Annotated in this window: 19 protein-coding genes; 4 read left to right on the top strand and 15 right to left on the bottom strand. The window is 70.0% G+C overall.

All coding sequences use genetic code 11. The features are described 5' to 3' along the window. The first annotated feature begins 156 nt into the window (after positions 1 to 156). Positions 157 to 2,781 carry an alanine--tRNA ligase gene (gene alaS / locus AVS7_RS00850; protein WP_020226614.1) on the top strand — a complete coding sequence of 875 codons (2,625 nt, stop codon included), beginning with the start codon at positions 157 to 159 and terminating at the stop codon, positions 2,779 to 2,781. A 56-nt stretch (positions 2,782 to 2,837) separates the two neighbouring features. Here alaS and AVS7_RS00845 read toward each other — a convergent pair whose 3' ends face one another. The 5 genes from AVS7_RS00845 to AVS7_RS00825 all read right to left on the bottom strand — a co-directional run bounded on the left by AVS7_RS00845 (position 2,838) and on the right by AVS7_RS00825 (position 7,652). Then, positions 2,838 to 3,842 (bottom strand): diguanylate cyclase, encoded by a 1,005-nt coding sequence (locus tag AVS7_RS00845; protein WP_020226613.1) that lies wholly within the window; start codon positions 3,840 to 3,842, stop codon positions 2,838 to 2,840. Positions 3,843 to 3,877: 35 nt separating this feature from the next. Further along, complete coding sequence (gene trmB, locus AVS7_RS00840; protein ID WP_024000730.1) at positions 3,878 to 4,645, bottom strand: tRNA (guanosine(46)-N7)-methyltransferase TrmB; 768 nt, start codon at positions 4,643 to 4,645, stop codon at positions 3,878 to 3,880. Continuing rightward, positions 4,615 to 5,580: a tRNA glutamyl-Q(34) synthetase GluQRS gene (gene gluQRS / locus AVS7_RS00835; RefSeq protein WP_020226611.1), complete on the bottom strand. Its 966-nt coding sequence runs from the start codon at positions 5,578 to 5,580 to the stop codon at positions 4,615 to 4,617. Before gluQRS ends, trmB begins: the two co-directional genes overlap by 31 nt. After that, the gene (locus AVS7_RS00830) at positions 5,577 to 6,644 is read right to left on the bottom strand and encodes an NAD(P)/FAD-dependent oxidoreductase (RefSeq protein WP_024000729.1); all 1,068 of its coding nucleotides are present in this window, start codon (positions 6,642 to 6,644) and stop codon (positions 5,577 to 5,579) included. The genes gluQRS and AVS7_RS00830 overlap by 4 nt, the downstream gene beginning before the upstream one ends. Positions 6,645 to 6,713: 69 nt before the next feature. Then, positions 6,714 to 7,652 carry a LysR family transcriptional regulator gene (locus AVS7_RS00825; protein ID WP_020226609.1) on the bottom strand — a complete coding sequence of 313 codons (939 nt, stop codon included), beginning with the start codon at positions 7,650 to 7,652 and terminating at the stop codon, positions 6,714 to 6,716. Between the two features lie 117 nt (positions 7,653 to 7,769). On the opposite strand from AVS7_RS00825, the gene AVS7_RS00820 reads away from it, so the two are divergent. Together AVS7_RS00820 and AVS7_RS00815 are read left to right on the top strand one after the other, a co-directional pair. After that, positions 7,770 to 8,471 (top strand): pirin family protein, encoded by a 702-nt coding sequence (locus AVS7_RS00820; protein ID WP_020226608.1) that lies wholly within the window; start codon positions 7,770 to 7,772, stop codon positions 8,469 to 8,471. 48 nt (positions 8,472 to 8,519) lie between these two features. Next, the gene (locus AVS7_RS00815) at positions 8,520 to 8,933 is read left to right on the top strand and encodes a DoxX family protein (RefSeq protein ID WP_020226607.1); all 414 of its coding nucleotides are present in this window, start codon (positions 8,520 to 8,522) and stop codon (positions 8,931 to 8,933) included. A gap of 69 nt (positions 8,934 to 9,002) precedes the next feature. On the opposite strand, the gene AVS7_RS00810 is transcribed toward AVS7_RS00815, so the two are convergent. The 9 genes from AVS7_RS00810 to dapC form a co-directional block, all read right to left on the bottom strand. Continuing rightward, positions 9,003 to 9,746: an arginyltransferase gene (locus tag AVS7_RS00810; protein ID WP_020226606.1), complete on the bottom strand. Its 744-nt coding sequence runs from the start codon at positions 9,744 to 9,746 to the stop codon at positions 9,003 to 9,005. Beyond that, complete coding sequence (gene aat / locus AVS7_RS00805; RefSeq protein ID WP_020226605.1) at positions 9,743 to 10,495, bottom strand: leucyl/phenylalanyl-tRNA--protein transferase; 753 nt, start codon at positions 10,493 to 10,495, stop codon at positions 9,743 to 9,745. Before aat ends, AVS7_RS00810 begins: the two co-directional genes overlap by 4 nt. A 127-nt stretch (positions 10,496 to 10,622) precedes the next feature. Continuing rightward, positions 10,623 to 10,961 carry a YggL family protein gene (locus tag AVS7_RS00800; protein WP_020226604.1) on the bottom strand — a complete coding sequence of 113 codons (339 nt, stop codon included), beginning with the start codon at positions 10,959 to 10,961 and terminating at the stop codon, positions 10,623 to 10,625. Positions 10,962 to 11,279: 318 nt separating this feature from the next. Further along, positions 11,280 to 13,262: an ABC-F family ATP-binding cassette domain-containing protein gene (locus tag AVS7_RS00795; RefSeq protein WP_020226603.1), complete on the bottom strand. Its 1,983-nt coding sequence runs from the start codon at positions 13,260 to 13,262 to the stop codon at positions 11,280 to 11,282. 79 nt (positions 13,263 to 13,341) lie between these two features. After that, positions 13,342 to 14,229 carry a 50S ribosomal protein L3 N(5)-glutamine methyltransferase gene (prmB, locus tag AVS7_RS00790; RefSeq protein ID WP_020226602.1) on the bottom strand — a complete coding sequence of 296 codons (888 nt, stop codon included), beginning with the start codon at positions 14,227 to 14,229 and terminating at the stop codon, positions 13,342 to 13,344. Beyond that, the gene (dapE, locus tag AVS7_RS00785; protein WP_020226601.1) at positions 14,226 to 15,401 is read right to left on the bottom strand and encodes a succinyl-diaminopimelate desuccinylase; all 1,176 of its coding nucleotides are present in this window, start codon (positions 15,399 to 15,401) and stop codon (positions 14,226 to 14,228) included. Before dapE ends, prmB begins: the two co-directional genes overlap by 4 nt. Before the next feature lie 63 nt (positions 15,402 to 15,464). Continuing rightward, a complete protein-coding gene (locus AVS7_RS00780) occupies positions 15,465 to 16,625 on the bottom strand; it encodes a PilT/PilU family type 4a pilus ATPase (RefSeq protein WP_024000727.1) in 1,161 nt (386 codons plus the stop codon). Between the two features lie 27 nt (positions 16,626 to 16,652). Then, on the bottom strand, positions 16,653 to 17,486 hold the full coding sequence (gene dapD, locus AVS7_RS00775; protein ID WP_020226599.1) for a 2,3,4,5-tetrahydropyridine-2,6-dicarboxylate N-succinyltransferase: 834 nt from the start codon (positions 17,484 to 17,486) through the stop codon (positions 16,653 to 16,655). Between the two features lie 8 nt (positions 17,487 to 17,494). After that, positions 17,495 to 18,697, bottom strand: coding sequence for a succinyldiaminopimelate transaminase (gene dapC, locus AVS7_RS00770; RefSeq protein WP_024000726.1), 1,203 nt, complete (start codon positions 18,695 to 18,697; stop codon positions 17,495 to 17,497). 168 nt (positions 18,698 to 18,865) lie between these two features. Between dapC and AVS7_RS00765 the strand changes: the two genes are divergently transcribed. Next, on the top strand, positions 18,866 to 20,368 hold the full coding sequence (locus AVS7_RS00765) for a methyl-accepting chemotaxis protein (protein ID WP_034689598.1): 1,503 nt from the start codon (positions 18,866 to 18,868) through the stop codon (positions 20,366 to 20,368). Between the two features lie 10 nt (positions 20,369 to 20,378). Here AVS7_RS00765 and AVS7_RS00760 read toward each other — a convergent pair whose 3' ends face one another. Then, the gene (locus tag AVS7_RS00760) at positions 20,379 to 21,020 is read right to left on the bottom strand and encodes an RnfABCDGE type electron transport complex subunit B (RefSeq protein WP_020226596.1); all 642 of its coding nucleotides are present in this window, start codon (positions 21,018 to 21,020) and stop codon (positions 20,379 to 20,381) included. Positions 21,021 to 21,027 lie beyond the last annotated feature (7 nt).

The following is a 21,027-nucleotide window of genomic DNA, read 5'->3' as shown; positions in this document are numbered from 1 at the left end:
TTCGGCCTCTGGCGCTTGTGTAGCAAGCGCGGGCAGCTATCGAAAGCGTAGTAACCAGCGCGCAGGGCAGGTGCCGGCGAAAATCTATAATGTCCGGTTGGTCACGACGGGGCGGCGCACCGCCGCACGCGCCCGCCCACGAACCCCCTACACACCATGAGCACTCCCACCTTTTCCGTCGCGGACATCCGCAAGACCTTCCTGGACTTCTTCGCCGCCAAGGGGCACACCGTGGTGCCTTCGAGCCCGCTGGTGCCGGCCAACGACCCGACGCTGATGTTCACCAACTCGGGCATGGTGCAGTTCAAGGACGTGTTCCTGGGCACCGACAAGCGCCCCTACAACCGCGCCACCTCGGTGCAGACCTGCCTGCGCGCCGGCGGCAAGCACAACGACCTGGAGAACGTGGGCTACACCGCGCGCCACCATACCTTCTTCGAGATGCTGGGCAACTGGTCGTTCGGCGACTACTTCAAGCGCGAGTCGCTCAAGTGGGCGTGGGAGCTGCTCACCGAGGTCTACAAGCTGCCGCCCGAGCGCCTGCTGGCCACCGTCTACGCGGAGGACGACGAGGCCTACGACATCTGGACCAAGGAAATCGGCCTGCCGCCCGAGCGCGTGATCCGCATCGGCGACAACAAGGGCGGGCGCTACAAGAGCGACAACTTCTGGATGATGGCCGACACCGGCCCCTGTGGCCCGTGCTCGGAGATCTTCTACGACCACGGCCCCGGGATCCCCGGCGGCCCCCCGGGCAGCCCCGACGAGGACGGCGACCGCTTCATCGAGATCTGGAACAACGTGTTCATGCAGTTCGACATGAAGGAAGACGGCTCCGTCTCCCCGTTGCCCGCGCCCTGCGTGGACACCGGCATGGGCCTGGAGCGCCTGGCCGCTATCCTGCAGCACGTGCACAGCAACTACGAGATCGACCTGTTCGACGCGCTCATCAAGGCCGCCGCGCGAGAGACCGGCACGAGCGACCCGGCCAACCCCTCGCTCAAGGTCATCGCCGACCACATCCGCGCCACCGCCTTCCTGGTGGCCGACGGCGTGATCCCCAGCAACGAGGGCCGGGGCTACGTGCAGCGCCGCATCGTGCGCCGCGCCATCCGTCACGGCTACAAGCTGGGCCGCAAGACGCCGTTCTTCCACAAGCTGGTTAAGGACTTGGTGCAGCAGATGGGCGACGCCTATCCCAAGATCCGCGAGCAGGAGGCGCGCATCACCGACGTGCTGCGAGTGGAGGAAGAGCGCTTCTTCGAGACCCTGGCGCACGGCATGGAGATCCTCGACGCGGCGCTGGAGGGCGGCACGCAGGTGCTGCCCGGCGACGTGGCGTTCAAGCTGCACGACACCTACGGCTTCCCGCTGGACCTGACCAACGACGTGTGCCGCGAGCGCGGCGTGGGCGTCGATGAAGCGGGCTTCCACATCGCCATGGAGCACCAGAAGAACACAGCCCGCGCGGCGGGCAAGTTCAAGATGGACCGCGCGCTGGAATACACGGGCGCGGCCAACGCATTCACGGGCTACGAGCAGCTGGCCGAAAGCGCCAAGGTCGTCGCACTCTATGTAGATGGTACTGCCGCGGCGGCCCTGCGCGCCGGCCAGAGCGGCGTGGTGGTGCTGGACCGCACGCCGTTCTATGCCGAGAGCGGCGGCCAGGTGGGCGACCAGGGCGTAATAGCCGTGGGCTCCGCGCGCTTCGTGGTAGCCGACACGCAGAAGATCAAGGCCGACGTCTACGGCCACCACGGCGTGCTGGAGACAGGCACGCTCAACGTGGGCGACACGGTGCAGGCGCAGGTGGACACACAGCTGCGCGCGGCCACCATGCGCAACCACTCCGTCACCCACCTCATGCACAAGGCCCTGCGCGAAGTGCTGGGCGACCACGTGCAGCAGAAGGGCAGCCTGGTTACGCCTGAGCGCACGCGCTTCGACTTCGCGCACAACGCGCCGGTGACTGGCGCGCAGATCCGCGAGATCGAGCGCCGCGTGAATGCCGAGGTGCTGGCCAACACGGACACGCAGGCGCGGCTGATGGACATCGAATCGGCCCAGAAGACCGGCGCCATGATGCTGTTCGGCGAGAAGTACGGCGAGACCGTGCGCGTGCTCGACATCGGCGCCAGCCGCGAGCTGTGCGGCGGCACCCACGTGCGCCGCACGGGCGACATCGGCCTGTTCAAGGTGGTGGCTGAAAGCGGCGTGGCCGCCGGTGTGCGCCGCATCGAGGCGGTGACCGGCGAGAACGCGCTGGCCTACCTGCAGTCGCTGGAAACGACGGTGGACGATGCCGCCGCCGTGCTCAAGGCTCCCGTGGCCGAACTGACCACCCGCATCGGCGGCGCGCTGGAGCAGATCAAGGCGCTGGAAAAGGAGCTGGCCGCGCTCAAGGGCAAGCTGGCGTCCAGCCAGGGCGATGAACTGGCGGGCCAGGCGGTGGAGGTCAAGGGCATCAAGGTACTGGCGGCCCAGCTCGACGGCGCCGACGCCAAGACATTGCGCGACACCATGGACAAGCTCAAGGACAAGCTCAAGACCGCCGCCATCGTGCTGGCCGCCGTCGATGGCGACAAGGTGCAGCTCGCCGCCGGCGTGACGGCCGACAGCACGGGCCGCGTCAAGGCGGGCGAGCTGGTGAACTTCGTCGCCGGCCAGGTGGGCGGCAAGGGCGGCGGCAAGCCCGACATGGCCATGGCCGGCGGCACCAACGCCGCGGCGCTGCCGCAGGCGCTGGCCTCGGTGGCGGGCTGGGTGGGCGAGCGCGCGTAATAACCCGCGGCCGCATCCCGTGCGAAACACCCGCCTGACGGCGGGTGTTCTTTTTCCTAGAAGAGCTCCACCTCGTCGTGGGCGACCTTGGCCTGCAGCGCGCCGCTGTGCAGCAGGTCGTCGTAGAAGCAGACGCGGTTGCGGCCGTTTTCCTTGGCGTGGTAGAGGGCCTGGTCGGCCCGGCCCAGGATCTCCACGGGCGAGCCCGCCTGCGTGGCCGCGAAGCCGATGCTGATCGTGATGTGGCCCACCTGCGGAAAGGTGTGCTCCTGGATGGCGGCGCGCAGCCGCTCCAGCGCCTGGCGTGCCTGCGCGAGCGTGACCGAGCGCAGCAGCACCACGAACTCCTCGCCGCCGAAGCGGAAGATGCGGTCCTGGCTGCGGAACAGCGAGCGCAGCCGGTTGGCCACGAGGATCAGCACCTCGTCGCCGTACAGGTGCCCGAAGCGGTCGTTGACCGCCTTGAAGTGGTCGATGTCGATCACGGCCAGCCACTGGCGGGGCGGGTCGTCGCCCTGCGCGGCGTCCGGCCGGGCGCCGGCCTGGCGCGCGAACTGCTCCTCGAACGTCTTGCGGTTGAACAGGCCCGTGAGCGCGTCGCGCTCGCTGTAGTCCAGCAGGCTCTGGTAGTTCTGGTAGACGAGGAACACCCCCATGACCACGTCGCGCTGGTGCCGCGTGAGGGCGCGCGACTGCGTGATCTCCAGGCAGGCGTGGGCGCGGTCGGCCAGCCACACGGGCAGCCACAGGGTGTGGCGCCCGGTGGCGGAATGCTGGGCGCTGGCCTGGCGGCTTTCGATGCACTGCGCCAGCCCCGGCAGCTGCGTGAGCGGCACGCCCTGCGGGTCGGAGCAGGCATCGTGCGCGCTGGAGACGATCTGCCCGTCCTGGCTCCAGCTGCGCGGGCGCAGCATGGTGACCTGGTCCTGCACGAAGAACTCCAGCGCCCGCACCTGCACGATGTGCCCAAGCTTGAGCAGCGTGGACAGCACCGACACCTCCAGCCGCAGATGGTCCCGGTGGCCGGTCATCTCGACCAGGTTCTGCAGTATGGGTTTCATCGGCGGGGCTTTCAGGAAGGTGCGTGGCAGAAGGGCTAGCGCCGCGCGAACACCAGGTCCCACACGCCGTGGCCGAGCCGCATGCCGCGGTTCTCGAACTTGGTCAGGGGACGGTACTCGGGCTGCGGCGCATAGCCGTCGGCCGTGTTTGCGAGCAGCGGCTCGGCCGACAGCACCTCGAGCATCTGCTCGGCGTAGGGCTGCCAGTCGGTGGCGCAGTGGATGTAGCCGCCGGGCTGGAGCCGCTCGGCCAGCTTGGCCACCAGCGGCGGCTGGACCAGGCGGCGCTTGTTGTGGCGCTTTTTGTGCCAGGGGTCGGGAAAGAAGATGTGCACGCCGGCGAGCGAGGCCGGCGCCAGCATGTGGTCCAGCACTTCCACGGCGTCGTGCTGCAGGATGCGGATGTTCTCGATGCCGTGCTCGCCGATGCGCTTGAGCAGCGCGCCCACGCCGGGCTCGTGCACCTCGCAGCACAGGAAGTTGTCGCCAGGGCGCACGCGCGCGATGTGGGCCGTGGCCTCGCCCATGCCGAAGCCGATCTCCAGCACCAGCGGCGCGCTGCGGCCGAACGCTGCGGCGGCGTCCAGCAGGGCGGGCGCGTAGTCGAGCACGAAGCGCGGGCCCAGCTCCTCCAGCGCCTTGGCCTGGCCGCTGGTGGTGCGGCCGGCGCGGCGCACATAGCTCTTGATGCCCTTGGGGTGGGCGACGTCTGCCGGCGCTTCGCCGGGGGCGGAAATGGGGGCCTGTGCGGCTTCGGGATGGAGTGTTGCGATCACGGTGCGCGATTGTAGATTCGAGCCCATGCCTTGGACCAGTGCGTGAGCGCATCTCCCACGGTGGCGGCGGCGCCCGCTGCCGGAGCGGGCAGGCCCAGCACCTGCGCCGCGGCCGCCAGCGCCTGCAGCGGCCGGCTGTCGTCGAGGGGCGGGGCGCCGTGCTGCTTGGAGAGCTTCTCGCCGTCCGCGGCGCGCACCAGCGGCGTGTGCAGGTAGCGCGGCGTGGGCAGGCCCAGGGCCGACTGCAGCAGGATCTGGCGCGGCGTGTTGTCGGCCAGGTCCTCGCCGCGCACCACGTCGGTGATGCCCTGGTCGGCATCGTCCACCACCACGGCGAGCTGGTAGGCCCACAGGCCGTCGGCGCGGCGCAGGACGAAGTCGCCGGTGTGGCGCGCCACGTCCTGCTGCTGCGGGCCCAGGCGCCTGTCGGTCCAGCGGACGCCATCGTTCGCTATCGAAAAGGGAGCTGCTTGCGCTTGACTGTCAGGCGCTGGAAGCTGTTTTGACTGGTACTGCGTGGTATGGAAGCGCCAGGCGCGCGGCGCCCGCCCGCCCAGGCCTTTTCCGGATTCGGGACGGCAGGTGCCGGGGTAGGGCAGCTCCTCATGGCGCTGGCGCGCGTGGCCCTGGGCGGCCAGCGCCTGCGCGATGTCGCGCCGCGTGCAGGCGCAGGGGTAGGCCAGGCGGCAGGCCACGAGCTGGTCCAGCGCCTGCTGGTAGCGTGCGCCGCGCGTGGACTGGTAGAGCGGCGGCGCGTCCGGCACCAGGCCGCAGGCCGCGAGCTGGGCCAGGATGCGCCCGGCCGCGCCGTCCATGCAGCGCGGCAGGTCCACGTCCTCGATGCGCACGAGCCAGCGCCCGCCGGCCGCGCGCGCGTCCAGCCAGCTGGCCAGCGCGGCGACCAGCGAGCCGGCATGCAAGGGTCCCGTGGGCGAGGGCGCGAAACGGCCCACGTAGCTCATGCAGCGGCCAGCGCCAGCTCCAGTCCGGAGACGAAGGCGTCCTCCAGGCGGTGGCCCAGGCACCAGTCGCCGCAGGCGCCCAGGCCCGTGGCCGCGTCCCACAGGAAGGGGCGGCCCAGGGGCGACTGGGTCTGGGCGTAGGACCAGCGGCGCACTTCGCTGTGCGTGGGCACCGCGCGGATGCCGGTCACCTCGGAGAAGGCCTTGAGCAGCTTGGCCTGCACGCGGGCGGCGTCGTCCTGCAGGTGCTCGCGCGACCAGGCGGGGCTGGCCTGCACGGTCCAGCGCTCGACCTGCGAGCGGCCGGGCTTGCTGGACTCGCGCGCCAGCCAGGCGATGCGGTGGTGGGTGCTGCGCGCGGCGTTCCACTGCGGGCCCAGGGTGGTCAGTCCCGGCCGCACGGCCTGGGCGAAGCCGAGCATCAGCGTCCAGCAGGGGGCGATGTCCACACCGGCCAGCGCCGGGCCCCAGGGCGCGGCGAGGGCCGACTGCTCCAGCAGCGCCTGGGCCTGCGGCGCGGGCAGCGCGAGCAGTACGGCGTCGAAGCCGGCATGCACCTGCGTGGCGCCCTCCAGCGTCTCGGTGCGCACCTGCCAGCCGCCGGGGCGCAGGCTGTCGCGCTCGATGCGCGTGACGGCCGTGCGCGCCAGCAATTGGCCTGCCTGCGCCAGCGGCTCGGCCCAGGTGCGCACCAGCGCGTCCATGGCGGGCGTGGCGACCCAGTGCGGCTCGCCGGGCGGCGGGGCGGCGGCGGCCACGCGCCCTGCGGCGTCGAGCACGCGCACGGTGGTGGCGCTCCAGGGGCGGCACAGGCCGGGCACGGTGTCCAGCGCGCGCTGGAAGCGCGCATCGCGCACGGTGAAGTACTGCGCGCCCGCGTCGAAGCTGCCGCAGGGCGATTCCTGCGCCGTGGTGCGGCCGCCGGGCCGCAGGGCCTGCTCGAACATGGTGACGGCATGGCCGGCCTGCGCGAGCGTGCGCGCGCAGGCCACGCCGGCCATGCCGGCGCCGACCACGGCGAAACGGCGTGCGGGCTGGCTGGAGCGGGGAAGGGGACGTGTCATGGGAAGGAGGTGCGAAGAAGGGTGCGCCACACTCTACACGCGCGCCGGCCCGCCGTCGCCCCGGGCGGGTCAAACGCCGTGGTGGTTTTCCAGAAGGGCGCGGCGCGTGGCGGTGCTTTGCAGCTGCTCCAGCCACCACTGCAGCGCGCGCCCCGGCGCGGCCTGGCTGGCGCCGCCCCAGGCGTAGCTCACCGGCACTTCGCGCGCGGGGCGGGCCACCGCGCGCACCACCAGGTGCCCGGCCTCGACGTAGGGCCGGATCATGGGCTCGGGCAGGAAGCCCCCGCCCAGGCCGCGCAGCTGGGCCTGGATCTTGGCGCGCAGCGTGTCCACGGTGAAGACGTCCTGCCCCGCCAGGATGCCCATGGTCACGCTGCTGCGCCGCGCGGAGTCGGCCACGGCGATCTGGCGGTGGGCGCGCAGCACGGCGTCGGTGAGGGGCTCGGGCAGCCGGGCCAGCGGATGGTGCGGCGCCACGGCGAAGACGAAGCGCACGCCGCCCAGCGGCGCGCTCTGCAGGCCAGCCACGGTGGGCGTGCCGACGGCCACGCCGATGGCCAGGTCGGCATGGCCCGAGGTCAGCGCCTCCAGCGTGCCGCTCAGGATGCCGTCGCGCCACTTGAGCTGCGTGGGCGGATCGAGCGCATAGAACGCCTCCACCAGCTCCAGCATGGTGGTGGGGGAGATCACGCCGTCGACCGACAGGGTGAGCTGCGGCTCCCAGCCCGTGGCCACGCGGCGCACGCGGTTGGCGATGGCGTCCGCGTCCTCCAGCAGGCGCGCGCCCTCGCGCAGCAGCTCGGTGCCCGCCGCGGTGGGACGCGCCTGGCGCGCGCTGCGGTCGAACAGCAGCACGTCCAGCGCGTCCTCGATCTGGCGCACGCGGTAGGTGAGCGCGCTGGGCACCAGGCCGAGCTGCCGCGCCGCAGCGGCGAAGCTGCCCGTGTCGGCGATGGCCTGCAGCATGGAGAGGTTGTCCGGGGTCAGTGCATCGCGGGCGTTTTGCATGGTGGAGGGTGTTTCGATTCAAACCATTTGAATGATGCATTCAAGTCGCCTGTGCCTGCAACCAGGCGGGCGCGCCTACAGTGAAGCCATACCCCAACACCCCCAGGAGAGCGCACCATGCTGACCATCCGCAAATCGCAGGACCGGGGCCATGCCGACCATGGCTGGCTCCAGTCGCACCACAGCTTCTCGTTCGCGGGCTACCACGACCCGCGCCACATGGGCTGGGGCAACCTGCGCGTCATCAACGAGGACCGCATCGCCCCGGGCACGGGCTTCGGCACCCATGGCCACCGGGACATGGAGATCATCAGCTACGTGCTGTCGGGCGAGCTGGCCCACCAGGACAGCATGGGCAACGTGAAGGGCATTCCGCCCGGCGACGTGCAGCGCATGAGCGCGGGCTCGGGCGTGATGCACAGCGAGTTCAACCATGCGCAGGGGCAGGTCACGCACTTCCTGCAGATCTGGATCGAGCCCAACGTGCGCGGCATCGCCCCGAGCTACGAGCAGAAGCGCTTCACCGATGCCGACAAGCGCGGCCGGCTGCGCCTCGTGGCCTCGCCCGACGGGGCCGAGGGCTCGGTCTCCCTCCACGCCGATGCCTCGCTCTACGCCGGCCTCTTCGACCGCGGCGAGAGCGCCCGCCTGGCCGTGGCGCCGGGCCGCAAGGCCTATGTGCACCTGGTGCGCGGCGCGCTGCGGGTCAACGGCCAGCCCCTCCAGGGCGGCGACGCGGCGTTGCTGGACAATGAGGACGGCGTGGCGCTCGACGGCGGGCACGACGCCGAGGTGCTGGTGTTCGATCTGGCCGCTTGAGACACATCCGGCGGCCAGCCTGTTTTTCCCTTTCCAAGGAGCTTCACCATGTTCACTGCCCTGCAAAACCCTCTGGCCTTGGCGGGCCGCATTCTCCTGGCGCTGCTGTTCGTGCCCGCGGGCTACGGCAAGATCGCCGGCTTCTCCGGCACCGTGGGCTACGCCGCGTCCATGGGCATGCCGCTGCCCTCGGTGGGCGTGGCCATCGGCCTGGCGATCGAGCTGCTGGGCGGGCTGGCGCTGCTCATCGGCTGGGGCACGCGCTGGGCGGCGCTGGCGCTGGCGGTGTTCACGCTGGCGGCCAGCTTCGTCTTCCACGCCTACTGGAGCCTGCCGGAAGCCCAGCAGGCGACCCAGCAGCTGATGTTCTTCAAGAACCTCGCCATCACCGGCGGGCTGCTGGCCTTCGCGGCCTTCGGCGCCGGCGCCTGGAGCGTGGACGGTACGCGCCGCATCCGCTGAACGCTCCTGAAAGGTGAGCATCCAGCGCTTGTCTGTCAAGCGCTGGGTGCCATTTTTGGCTATGAAGCGCTAGGCGGCCGCGGTCCGCTGCCACTGGCCGTCGATACGCAGCTCGTGCGGCATGAAGCGCGACTTGTAGTTCATCTTCGGGCTCTGCGCGATCCAGTAGCCCAGGTAGACGTAGGGCAGGCCCAGCGCGCGGGCCTGCTGCACCTGCCAGAGCACGTTGTAGGTGCCGTAGCTGGCGCCTTCCTCGGGCTCGTAGAAGGTGTAGACGGCGGAAAGGCCGTCTTCCAGCACGTCGAGGATGGAGACCATCTTCAGCGCCCCCGGCTGGCCGTCGGCGCCCGTCTCGCGGAACTCGACCAGGCGCGAGTTGACGCGGCTTTGCAGCAGGAACTGCGTGTACTGGTCGATGCTGTCGTGGTCCATGCCGCCTCCCGCGTGGCGCAGGGTCTGGTAGCGCAGGTAGAGCTGGTAGTGCTCGGGCAGGTAGCACAGGCGCAGCACGCGCGCCTGCAGGCCGCCGTGGCGCTTGAAGGCGCGGCGCTGGCTGCGGTCGGGGCGAAAGCCCTCCACCACCACGCGCAGGGGCGTGCAGGCCTGGCAGCCGTCGCAGTAGGGGCGGTAGGTGAACATGCCGCTGCGCCGGAAGCCCTGCGCCACCAGGCCGGAGTAGACCGCGTTCTGGATCAGGTGGCTGGGCGTGGCGACCTGCGAGCGCGCCTGGCGCCCCGGCAGGTAGCTGCAGGGGTAGGGGGCGGTGGCATAGAACTGCAGGCTCTGCAGCGGAAGGTCGTTGAGCTGGGTCACGCCGGAGGGTTCGCGTCAAGAAGCGCGTCCCAGTATACGGACTGGAAGCGCCAGTCGCAGGGCGGCTGCTCCCTTGCCGCCTGCACGTGGCGCAGGAAGCCGGCCCGCGCCACCTCGCGCGCGCCCAGCGATGCCAGGTGCGGCGTGTTCTGCTGGCAGTCGATCAGCGCCACCCCCTGGTGGCGGCACAGGCCCACCAGCGCGGCCAGGGCGATCTTGGAGGCATCGGTGGCGTGGGCGAACATGGATTCGCCGAACACCGCCCGGCCGATGGCGATGCAGTAGAGCCCGCCCACCAGCCGGCCGTCCACCCAGGTTTCCACGCTGTGCGCATGGCCGGCGGCGTGCAGCGCCTCGTAGGCGGCCACCATGGGCGGCACGATCCAGGTGCCGGACTGGCCCGCGCGCGGCGTCTGGGCGCAGGCGCGGATCACGGCGGCGAAGTCGCTGTCGATGCGCACCTCGCACCCCGGCGTGGCGCGGAAGCGCTGCAGGGTCTTGCGCAGCGAGCGGTGCAGCCGGAATTCCTGCACGTGCAGCACCATGCGCGGGTCCGGGCTCCACCAGAGGATGGGCTGGCCGCTGCTGAACCACGGGAAGATGCCGTGCGCGTAGGCCGAGCGCAGCCGGTCCACGTCGAGCGAGCCGCCGGCCGCGAGCAGGCCCGGCGCGGGCGAGTCGGGGCCCCAGCTGCGGGCGGGCGGGGGAAACGGGTCTTGCGGACCCAGCCAGGGGAGCGGCGTGGTCATGTGCTGCATTGTGGCCCCGCACCTGGACGAAAGCCGCCAGCCCTGCGGAGGACTGGCGGCTTTTTTGCTTCCAAAAGGGGAGCTGCCTGCGCTTGGCTGGCAGGCGCTGGAGGCCGAAAAGGCTTGCTCAGCCCTCCACGTACCACGCATCCTTGAGCGCGCTCACCGTGGCTTCGGCCACTTCGGGCTGCGCCGCGAGCCAGGCCTGGGTGGCCTGGCGGTCGTCCTCGGTGGCGCAGCCGCGCCCGTAGGCCGTCACGAAGCCGTCGCGCACCCAGCCGGCGGCGGCCAGGTTGCGGGGCACGAGCAGTTCGCGCACGAAACGGTCCATCAGCACCTCTTCCTGCTCCGCGGCCAGGGCCTGCTTCACCTTCAGCTCGTACTCGAAGCCGAGTTCCTGGAATTCGCCCACGCGCATTTTCTTGCGGAGGCGGCGGCTGCGTTGCTTGTTGGGAGGCAGGGACATGGAGGAGGGGCCAATGAAAATGCCAGCCGCATGGACTGGCATGGTTCGGGGAGGGCGGAATTCTTGCGTGGCCTGGGCGGCCACGGGGGCCGCTTACAGGCGGGCGGGGGAGCGCTTGCGGTCGCGTTCGTCTTCAGGCCAGGCAGAGAGCATTGCAGTGGTGTTCATGGAAAAACTCCTTTGATGTACCCACAACGCGGCCCGTCCGCCCGGCGTTGACAGGCCTCCTGCAAAAAAATGCAACCCTGTCTTGCTCATTAAAAATGATAGCTGCTGGCGCTTGCTGGAAAAGCGCTAGAGGTCGAAAACACCCAAAAATCAACCTGCTGCCGCGGCCGCTTCCAGCGCGGTGGAGACTTCAAGCCAGCGCTCTTCCAGCGCCTCGGTTTCGTCGTTGGCGGCTTTCAGGCGGCGGCCGCATTCGGCGATTTCCACCGGGGGCAGGGCTTCTTGCGTCAGTTTTTGCTCCAGCGCGGCGCGCTCGGCGGCCAGGGCGGCCAGGCGTTTGTCGATCTGCTCCAGTTCTTTCTTCAGGGGGCGGGTCTTCTCGGCAAGCTGCTGGCGGGCCTGGGCGTCTTGCTTGCGCTGGTCGCGGCCATCGCGGGGCGGGGTGGGTGCCGGCGCAGCGGCGGTTGGGGCTTCGGGCGCGGCCTGGGCTTGCTCGGCCAGGCGGGCTTCTTCGCGCAGGCGCCTGGATTCTTCGAGCAGGTAGCGCTGGTAGTCGTCCAGGTCGCCGTCGAACGGCCCGACCACGCCCCGGCCCACCATCCAGAAGTCTTCGCAGACCGAGCGCAGCAGCGCGCGGTCGTGGCTGACCAGCATGACGGTGCCGTCGAAGTCGTTCAGCGCCATGGCCAGGGCCTCGCGGGTGGCCAGGTCCAGGTGGTTGGTGGGCTCGTCCAGCAGCAGCAGGTTGGGGCGCTGCCAGACGATCATGGCCAGCACCAGGCGGGCTTTTTCGCCGCCGCTCATGGTGCCCACGGCCTGCTTGACCATGTCGCCGGTGAAGTTGAAGCTGCCCAGGTAGCTGCGCAGGTCCTGCTCGCGGCTGGGCTGCCTGGCGTCCGGCCCCAGCTCCTTGGCGAGGCGGACCATGTGCTCCAGCGGGTTGTCGGCGGGGCGCAGCACGTCCAGCTCCTGCTGAGCGAAGTAGCCGATGCTCAGGCCCTTGCCTTCGGTGATGCTGCCGGCCAGCGGCTTCATGGTGCGGGCGATGGTCTTGACCAGGGTGGACTTGCCCTGGCCGTTTGCGCCCAGGATGCCGATGCGCTGGCCCGCCAGCACCGAGCGGTTGACGCCGGTGAGGATGGTGGTGGGCGAGCCTTCGTCGTCCACGTAGCCGAACGCGGCATCGCTGATGGCGAGCATGGGGTTGGGCAGGCTGGCGGGTTCCTTGAACTCGAAGGTGAACTCGGCCTCGGCCAGCACGGGGCCGATCTTTTCCATGCGTTCGAGCTGCTTGACGCGGCTTTGCGCCTGCTTGGCCTTGCTGGCCTTGGCCTTGAAGCGGTCGATGAACTTCTGCAGGTGGGCCATCTTCTCCTGCTGCTTGGCAAAGCTGGCCTGCTGCAGTTCGAGCTGCTGGGCGCGCAGTTCTTCGAACTTGCTGTAGTTGCCGCCGTAGCGGTTCAGCTCGCCCTGCTGGATTTGCAGGGTGACGTTGGTGATGGCGTCCAGGAACTCGCGGTCGTGGCTGATGACGATCATGGTGCCCGCGTAGCGCTTGAGCCAGGCTTCGAGCCAGACCAGGGCGTCCAGGTCCAGGTGGTTGGTGGGCTCGTCCAGCAGCAGCAGGTCGCTGGGGCACATCAGCGCGCGGGCCAGCTGCAGGCGCATGCGCCAGCCGCCGGAGAAGCTGTTGACGGGCTGGTCCAGCTCGCTCACGCGAAAGCCCAGGCCCAGGATCAGGGCCTGGGCGCGGGCCACGGCGTCGTGCGCGCCCGCGTCGTGCAGGTCGGAATACGCATGGGCGATGGCCATGCCGTCGTCGCTGGCCTCAGCCTGGGCCAGCTGCTGCTGCACCTCGGCCAGGCGGGTGTCGCCCTCCAGCACGAAGTCGGTGGCCGACTGGTCGGTTTCGGGCATGTTCTGCGCCACCTCGGCCATGCGCCAGCTGGCGGGGATGTGGAAGTCGCCCCCGTCTTCGTGCAGCTTGCCGCTGAGCAGCGCGAACAGGCTGGACTTGCCCGCGCCGTTGCGGCCCACCAGACCCACGCTTTCGCCGGGGTTGATGGTGGTGGACACGCTGTCGAGCACGACTTTGGTGCCGCGGCGCAGGGTAACGTTCTTGAGGGTGATCATTCGGGGTTCAGAAAAAGACACACCCGCGCGAGGCGGGTGGCGTGCAATCAACAGGGGGCCGGCGGGGCGGCCCGGGCCGCTATTGTGCCGTGTGCGGGTGGTGGGCGGCCAGCGCCTGCCGGGTGACCAGCACAACCTGGTCTTCGCCCGCGCTGGTTTCCAGCCAGAAAACAGGCAGCTGGGGGAAGGCGGCCTCGAAGTAGGGACGCTCATTGCCGATCTCCAGCACGAGCACCGCATTTTCGCCCATGCGCGCGGGTGCGTCGGCCAGCAGCTGGCGGATGAAGTCCATGCCGTCGTCGCCCCCCGCCAGGGCCAGCTCGGGCTCGGCGCGGTATTCGGGGGGCAGGGCGGCCATGCTGGCGGCGTTGACGTAGGGCGGGTTGCACAGGATCAGGTCCCATGGGCCGGGCAGGGCGGCGAGGCCGTCGGACTGCGCCAGCGTGATGCGCTCCTGCAGGCCGTGCCGGTCCACGTTGACGCGGGCCACGGCCAGCGCGTCGGGCGAGAGGTCGGCGCCCGTCACTTCCACTTCGGGCCAGGCCATGGCGGCCAGCACGGCCAGGCTGCCGTTGCCGGTGCACAGGTCGAGCACGCGGCGGGTCTGGTCGCTGAGGAATTCGTCGATGCCGCCGCCCGCTATCAGCTCGGCGATGAAGCTGCGCGGCACGATGGCGCGCTCGTCCACGTAGAAGGGCACGCCTTGCAGCCAGGCCTCGCGCGTGAGGTAGGCGGCGGGCTTGCGGGTGGCGATGCGTTCTTCAAAAATTGTAGCTACCTGCGCTTGGCTGGCGGGCGCTACGGGCTGATTTTTCATGGAATCGAGGTCGCTGTCTAGCGGCAGGCCCAGGCGCCACAGCACGAGCCAGGCGGCCTCGTCGTGCGCGTTGGTGGTGCCGTGGCCGAAGGCCACGCCGGCTTGTTCCAGCTGGCGCGCGCCGCTGGCGATCAGTTCGCCCAGTGTCATGCCGCAGCCTGCGCGTTCAGCAGTTCGAGCGTGCGGCGGTAGATGTTCTTGAGTGGCTCGATGTCGGCCAGGCGCACGTTCTCGTCGATCTTGTGGATGCTGGCGTTGGGCGGGCCCACTTCGACGACCTGCGGGCAGATCTGGGCGATGAAGCGCCCGTCGCTGGTGCCGCCGGTGGTGGACAGCTTGGTGCGCAGCCCGGTTTCGCCCTCGATGGCCTGCTGCACGGCGGTGAGCAGGTCGCCCGGCGTGGTGAGGAAGGGCTGGCCGCCCAGCGTCCAGTCCAGCGTGTAGTCCAGGCCGTGGCGGTCGAGCACGGCATGCACGCGCTGGCGCAGCCCCTCGGCGGTGGATTCGGTGCTGAAGCGGAAGTTGAAGTCGATGACCACCTGGCCGGGAATCACGTTGGTTGCGCCCGTGCCGCCGTGGATGTTGCTCATCTGCCAGCTCGTGGGCGGGAAGAAGGCGTTGCCCTCGTCCCAGGTGGTGGCGGCCAGCTCGGCGAGCGCCGGCACGGCCTGGTGGATGGGGTTGCGCGCCAGCTGCGGGTAGGCGATGTGGCCCTGCACCCCTTTGACGGTGAGGCGGCCCGAAAGCGTGCCGCGCCGGCCGTTCTTGACCATATCGCCGGTCTGCTCGACGGAGGTGGGTTCGCCGACGATGCACCAATGAAGGCGCTCGCCGCGCGCGCGCAGGTGCTCGACGACGACCTTGGTGCCGTCCACCGACGGGCCTTCCTCGTCGCTGGTGAGCAGCAATGCGATCTGGATGGCGGGGGCGGGCGTGGCGGCGAGGAATTCCTCCACGGCCACGACGAAGGCGGCGATGGAGGTCTTCATGTCGCTCGCGCCGCGCCCGTAGAGCCGGCCATCGCGGTACGTGGGCGTGAAGGGCGGGCTGCTCCACTGCTCCACGGGGCCGGTGGGCACCACGTCGGTGTGGCCCGCGAAAACTATGGTTTTGATAGCTGCTTGCGCTTGTCCATCAAGCGCTGGAGACCGTTTTGCCCACAAGTTGCTGACGCGGAACGTGTCGGGCCCGCTGTCCAGCCGCTCGCAGGCGAAGCCCAGCGGCGCGAGCCGCGCGGCCAGCAGGTCGAGGCAGCCCGCGTCGTCGGGGGTGACGGAGGGGCGGGAGATGAGCTGTTCCGTGAGTAGCAGGGTGGGGGACATGGCGGGGCGGGAGAAATGAGAAGGCCGCGCGCGTCTGCACGCAGCCTGTCGGGTGGGGAGGGCTCAGGCGGGTTTGACGTCCAGCACGATCTCGGTGAACGAGGGCTCGTCGTCCTCGGACGCCTGGGGTTCCTTGCGCGCCTCGGCGGCCTTGGCGGCGATGGAGAAGTCGTTCTGCAGGCGCCACATGAGGTTGGTGGGCGAGTCGGCGTAGGCCAGGCCTTCCTTGCGGTCGATCTTGTTGTCGAGGATCAGGCGCGCCAGCGCCTCCTCGAAGGTCTGCGAGCCTTCGGCCATGGACTTTTCCATGGCCTCGCGCACGCCGGAGAAGTCGCCCTTTTCCACCAGGTCGGCCACGAGCTTGGTGTTGAGCATCACCTCCACGGCGGGCATGCGCTCGCCCGTGAAGGTGCGCACCAGGCGCTGCGAGACGATGGCCTTGAGCGCCGAGGCCAGGTCGCCCAGCATGGTCGGGCGCACCTCGACGGGGTAGAAGGACAGGATGCGGTTGAGCGCGTGGTAGCTGTTGTTGCCGTGCAGCGTGGCCAGGCACAGGTGGCCCGACTGGGCGTAGGCGATGGCAGCGGACATGGTCTCGCGGTCGCGGATCTCGCCGATCAGGATCACGTCGGGCGCCTGGCGCAGCGCGTTCTTCAGGGCGGTCTGCAGCGATTGCGTGTCGCTGCCGATCTCGCGCTGGTTGACGATGGATTTCTTGTTCTTGAACTGGTATTCGACCGGGTCTTCCACCGTGAGGATGTGGCCCGTGAGCGTTTCGTTGCGCTGGTCGATCATGGAGGCCAGCGTGGTGCTCTTGCCCGAGCCGGTGGCGCCCACGATGAGGATCAGGCCGCGCTTTTCCATGATGAGCTCGCTGAGCACCGGCGGCAGGTTGAGCGTGGCGAGCTGCGGGATCTGCTGCGTGATGAAGCGCACCACCACCGCGTAGCTGCCGCGCTGGCGCATGGCGCTGACGCGGAAGCGCCCGACGCCGGTGAGCGGCACGCCCATGTTCAGCTCGCCGGTGTCTTCCAGCTCCTCGATGCGGTCGGGCGGCACGATCTCGGAGAGCAGGTTCTTGGGCGCGTCGGGCGGAAGGACCTGGCTGTTGATGGGCACGCACTCGCCGTTGATCTTGATCAGCGCCGGTGCATTGGCCGACAGGTAGACGTCGGAGGCTTTCTTTTCCGCCATGAGGCGAAGAATCCGTTCCATCGTGCTCATGGCGTGCTCCCTCCTTCGTTGCCGGTATCAGTCGCGCAGCAGGTCGTTCAGGCTGGTCTTGGAGCGCGTCTGCGCGTCCACCGTCTTGACGATGACGGCCGCGTACGTGCTGTAGTCCTGGCCGCCCTTGGTCTTCTTGGGCAGGCTGCCGCTGATGACCACGCTGCCCGAGGGCACGCGGCCGTAGCTGATCTCGCCCGTGTCGCGGTTGAAGATGGGGGTGCTCTGGCCGATGTACACGCCCATGCCCAGCACCGAGTTCTCCTCGACGATCACGCCCTCGACCACCTCGGAGCGCGCGCCGATGAAGCAGTTGTCCTCGATGATGGTCGGGTTGGCCTGCAGCGGCTCCAGCACGCCGCCCAGGCCCACGCCGCCCGAGAGGTGCACGTTCTTGCCGACCTGCGCGCACGAGCCCACGGTGGCCCAGGTGTCGACCATCGTGCCTTCGTCGACGTAGGCGCCGATGTTCACGTAGCTGGGCATCAGGATCGCGCCCTTGGCGATGAAGCTGCCGCGCCGCGCCACGGCCGGCGGCACCACGCGCACGCCGGTGGCTGCGATCTCGTCGGCCGACTGGCCTGCGAACTTGGTGGGCACCTTGTCGAAGAAGGCCAGGTCGCCGGCCTGCATCCGGGCGTTGTCCTTGAGGCGGAACGACAGCAGCACGGCCTTCTTGATCCACTGGTGCACGGTCCACTGGCCCACGCCTTCGCGCGTGGCCACGCGCAGGCGGCCCGAATCCAGTTCGGCGATCACGTGCTCCACGGCATCCACCACCTCCTTGGGAGCGGCGGCGGGGGAGAGGCTGGCGCGGTTGTCCCAGGCGTTGTCGATCAGGGTCTGCAGTTGCTGTGTCATGGATTCGTTCAGGGATGGGATTGGATGAATTGCACGATGCGTTGCGCGGCTTCCACGCATTCGCTGGTTTCGGCCACGAGGGCCATGCGCACGCGCTGCGCGCCGGGGTTGACGCCATTGGCCTCGCGGGCCAGATAGCTGCCGGGCAGCACCGTCACATTGTATTGAGCCAGCAGGGCCTGGGCGAAGGCGGCGTCGCTCAAGGCCAGGCGCTCGGGCACCTTGGCCCAGAGGTAGAAGCCGGCGTCGGGCAGGGCGACGTCCATCACGCCGGCCAGCAGCGGCGTGACTTCGGCGAATTTCTGGCGGTAGAGCGCGCGGTTGTCCACCACGTGCGTCTCGTCGTTCCAGGCAGCGATGCTCGCAGCCTGCACGGCGGGGCCCATGGCGCTGCCGTGGTAGGTGCGGTAGAGCAGGAAGGCCTTGATGAGCTTTGCGTCGCCCGCCACGAAGCCGCTGCGCAGGCCGGGCACGTTGCTGCGCTTGGACAGGCTCGTGAATGCCATCAGGTTGCGGTAGTCCGTGCGGCCCAGGCGGGCGGCGGCCTCCAGGCCGCCCAGCGGCGGCTCGTCGCGGAAATAGATCTCGCTGTAGCACTCGTCCGAGGCGATCACGAAGCCGTGGCGGTCGCTCAGCGCGAACAGCTTGTCCCATTCGTCCAGCGGCATCACCGCGCCCGTGGGGTTGCCGGGCGAGCACACGAACAGCAGCTGCGTGCGCTGCCACACGGCCTCCGGCACGCTGTCCCAGTCCACGGCGAAGTTGCGCGCCGGATCGCTGGGCGCGTAGTACGGCGTGGCGCCGGCCAGCAGCGCCGCGCCTTCGTAGATCTGGTAGAACGGATTGGGGCAGACCACCGTGGCGCCCGGACGGGAAGCGTCGAGCACCGTCTGCGCGAAGGCGAACAGCGCCTCGCGCGAGCCGTTGATGGGCAGCACCTGCGTGGCCGGGTCCACGGCGACGCCGTAGCGGCGCTGCATCCACGCCGCGCAGGCTTCGCGCAGGCGCGGCTCGCCCGCGGTGGACGGATAGCTCGCCAGCCCGGCCAGGCCGTCCGCGAGGGCTTCCTGGATGAAGCGCGGCGTGGCATGGCGCGGCTCGCCGATGCCCAGGCTGATGGGCCGGTGGGCCGCCGAGGGAGTGACCCCCGCGAAAAGTTGCCGCAGCCGCTCGAACGGGTAGGGCTGCAAAAGAGAGAGCAGGGGATTCATGGCGGCGATTATCGGGGATGGCGCCGCAGCCGCACGGGTGCGCGCAGGGCCGGAGAATGGCCGGTTTTTCGCGCTCTTTTCTTCGTTTGCGTCAAGGTTACAAATAGCATCATTTGCCATAATGCTTCGGGCACCTTTCATCACAGCAACGGTGGAGACACACGAACAATGGCGGGCTCACTCATCTTGCGGCCAGGTATGTGGCTGATGCGCCGCTTGCGCTTCGGGGCCAAGCTGGCCCTGCTGGGCGGCGTGGCGATCGTGGCGTTGCTGGCGGTGGCTGCAGCACAGGGCCTCGGGCCGGCCGCCGTCTGGCCGGTGTGCGGCGCGGCAGTGCTGGCCACGGCCTATCTGGCCGCGGCGCTGTGGGCGAGCGCGGCGGCGGACCTGGCGCGGCTCGGGGAGGTCATGGACAGCGCGGCGGCGGGCGACCTGCGCGCACGCGCCGCCATCGTGGGGCAGGACGAGCTGGCCGGTATGGGCGCGCGCCTGGACCGCATGGTGCTCACCCTCTCGGCCATGGTGGCGGACATCCGCAGCAACGCGGCCCTGGTGGCCCACGCGGGCCGCAGCCTGGCGGCCGACAACCGCGAGCTGTCCGACCGCACGGAGCAGCAGGCCGCCAACCTGGAGCAGACAGCGGCCAGCGTGGAGCAGCTGTCTTCGGCCGTGAACAGCAATGCCCAGGCCGCAGAGACGGCCGACCGGCGCGCGGTGCAGGTGCGCGAAGCGGCCGACGCGGGCGCGCAAACCATGGCGCGCGCGGTGGAATCGGTGCAGGGCATCCGCAGCGACGCGCGCCGCATGAGCGAGATCATCGGGGTGATCGACGGCATCGCCTTCCAGACCAACATCCTGGCGCTCAACGCGGCGGTGGAGGCCGCGCGCGCGGGCGAGCAGGGGCGCGGTTTCGCTGTGGTGGCGGGCGAAGTGCGCATGCTGGCCAGCCGCTCGGCCGAGGCCGCGCGGGAGATTCGCGGGCTGATCGGCACGTCGGTGCGGCAGGTGGAGGCGAGCGCAGGCCTCATCGGCTCGGCGGGCGAGGGCATCGCCTCCATGGCCGATGGCATCCGCAGCGTGGCGGCCAACGTGAGCGAGATTTCGCATTCGGTGAACGAGCAGGGCACGGGCCTGCGCGAAATCAGCGCGGCAGTGCAGCAGATCGACCAGATCACCCAGCGCAACGCGCAGATGGTGGGGGAGGCCCTGCGCCAGGCCCAGGCGCTGGAAAGCCGCGCCTCCACGCTGTCGCAGGCGGTGATGAGCTTCCGGCTGCAGCAGGGCACGGCGGACGAGGCGGTCGCGCTCGTGGAGCGGGCGGCCGGGTTGCACCGCAGCGGCAGCCAGGAAGCTTTCCTGCGCATGCTGACCGATCCGGCCCAGCCCTACCACGACCGCGACATGTACGTGTTCGCGCTGGATGCCGCGGGCACCTACCTCGCCTTCGGCGGCAACCCGGCCAAGGTGGGCACGCGGGTGCAGGACATTCCGGGCATCGCGGGCGACCAGCTGCTGCGCGACATCATCGCGCAGGCCGAGCGCGGCCCGGGCTGGGTGGAATACGACATCACCAACCCCGCCACGGGCACGGTGCAGACCAAGATGTCTTTCGTGCAGTGCGCCGGCGATCTGTACCTGGGCTGCGGCGTCTACAAGACGCTCACCGCCTGAGCCGCTCGGCTCAGCCTTGGGCGGTGCGCTGCGCCCGTGCACGCGCCAGCGCCGCGGCGATGGCCGCACGCTTGGGGTCCTGTTCCGCCGGAGCCTGCGGCGGCGCGACGGGAACTGCCTGCTCCGCCTCGCACGCCTCGCGCTGCAGGCGCGCCTGGCGGCCCCGGTAGCGCGCGCGGGCATGCTCGGCCTGGGGCAGCGACCAGGCGGCCCAGCCTGTGGCCTGGCCGCTGGCGTTTTCCATCTGGATGCAATCCACCGGGCAGACCGGCAGGCACAGCTCGCAGCCGGTGCAGTGCGGCGTGATGACGGTGTGCATGCGCTTGTTGAGGCCCACGATCGCATCGGTGGGGCAGGCCTTCAGGCACAGCGTGCAGCCGATGCACCAGTTCTCGTCGATCACGGCCACGGTGCGCGGCGCTTCCTGGCCGTGCGCAGGGCTCAGTGGCAGGAGGGGCCTGCCGGTGAGGGTGGCCAGCCGCGCGATGCCCTGGCTTCCGCCCGGGGGGCATTGGTTGATTTCGGCTTCGCCGCTGGCCACCGCACGCGCGTAGGAGGCGCAATCCGGATAGCCGCAGCGCGTGCATTGCGTCTGCGGAAGGGCGGCGTCGATGCGGTCCGCGAGGGACACGCAGGCCCCCGCGGGGGCCATGGCCACG

Origin of the sequence: Acidovorax sp. MR-S7 (assembly GCF_000400995.2) — a bacterium.
Taxonomy (GTDB): Bacteria; Pseudomonadota; Gammaproteobacteria; order Burkholderiales; family Burkholderiaceae_C; genus MR-S7.
The sequence above is the reverse complement of the archived record's forward strand: the minus strand, read 5'-3'. Positions and strand labels throughout refer to the sequence as shown.

What these genes read in the sequence shown, in the direction of transcription:
- alaS (WP_020226614.1), top strand. Translation starts at nt 157, where the DNA reads ATGAGCACTCCCACCTTTTCCGTCGCGGACATCCGCAAGACCTTCCTG.
- AVS7_RS00845 (WP_020226613.1), bottom strand. Translation starts at nt 3,842, where the DNA reads ATGAAACCCATACTGCAGAACCTGGTCGAGATGACCGGCCACCGGGAC.
- trmB (WP_024000730.1), bottom strand. Translation starts at nt 4,645, where the DNA reads ATGGGCTCGAATCTACAATCGCGCACCGTGATCGCAACACTCCATCCC.
- gluQRS (WP_020226611.1), bottom strand. Translation starts at nt 5,580, where the DNA reads ATGAGCTACGTGGGCCGTTTCGCGCCCTCGCCCACGGGACCCTTGCAT.
- AVS7_RS00830 (WP_024000729.1), bottom strand. Translation starts at nt 6,644, where the DNA reads ATGACACGTCCCCTTCCCCGCTCCAGCCAGCCCGCACGCCGTTTCGCC.
- AVS7_RS00825 (WP_020226609.1), bottom strand. Translation starts at nt 7,652, where the DNA reads ATGCAAAACGCCCGCGATGCACTGACCCCGGACAACCTCTCCATGCTG.
- AVS7_RS00820 (WP_020226608.1), top strand. Translation starts at nt 7,770, where the DNA reads ATGCTGACCATCCGCAAATCGCAGGACCGGGGCCATGCCGACCATGGC.
- AVS7_RS00815 (WP_020226607.1), top strand. Translation starts at nt 8,520, where the DNA reads ATGTTCACTGCCCTGCAAAACCCTCTGGCCTTGGCGGGCCGCATTCTC.
- aat (WP_020226605.1), bottom strand. Translation starts at nt 10,495, where the DNA reads ATGACCACGCCGCTCCCCTGGCTGGGTCCGCAAGACCCGTTTCCCCCG.
- AVS7_RS00800 (WP_020226604.1), bottom strand. Translation starts at nt 10,961, where the DNA reads ATGTCCCTGCCTCCCAACAAGCAACGCAGCCGCCGCCTCCGCAAGAAA.
- AVS7_RS00795 (WP_020226603.1), bottom strand. Translation starts at nt 13,262, where the DNA reads ATGATCACCCTCAAGAACGTTACCCTGCGCCGCGGCACCAAAGTCGTG.
- prmB (WP_020226602.1), bottom strand. Translation starts at nt 14,229, where the DNA reads ATGACACTGGGCGAACTGATCGCCAGCGGCGCGCGCCAGCTGGAACAA.
- dapE (WP_020226601.1), bottom strand. Translation starts at nt 15,401, where the DNA reads ATGTCCCCCACCCTGCTACTCACGGAACAGCTCATCTCCCGCCCCTCC.
- AVS7_RS00780 (WP_024000727.1), bottom strand. Translation starts at nt 16,625, where the DNA reads ATGAGCACGATGGAACGGATTCTTCGCCTCATGGCGGAAAAGAAAGCC.
- dapD (WP_020226599.1), bottom strand. Translation starts at nt 17,486, where the DNA reads ATGACACAGCAACTGCAGACCCTGATCGACAACGCCTGGGACAACCGC.
- dapC (WP_024000726.1), bottom strand. Translation starts at nt 18,697, where the DNA reads ATGAATCCCCTGCTCTCTCTTTTGCAGCCCTACCCGTTCGAGCGGCTG.
- AVS7_RS00765 (WP_034689598.1), top strand. Translation starts at nt 18,866, where the DNA reads ATGGCGGGCTCACTCATCTTGCGGCCAGGTATGTGGCTGATGCGCCGC.
- AVS7_RS00760 (WP_020226596.1), bottom strand. Translation starts at nt 21,020, where the DNA reads ATGGCCCCCGCGGGGGCCTGCGTGTCCCTCGCGGACCGCATCGACGCC.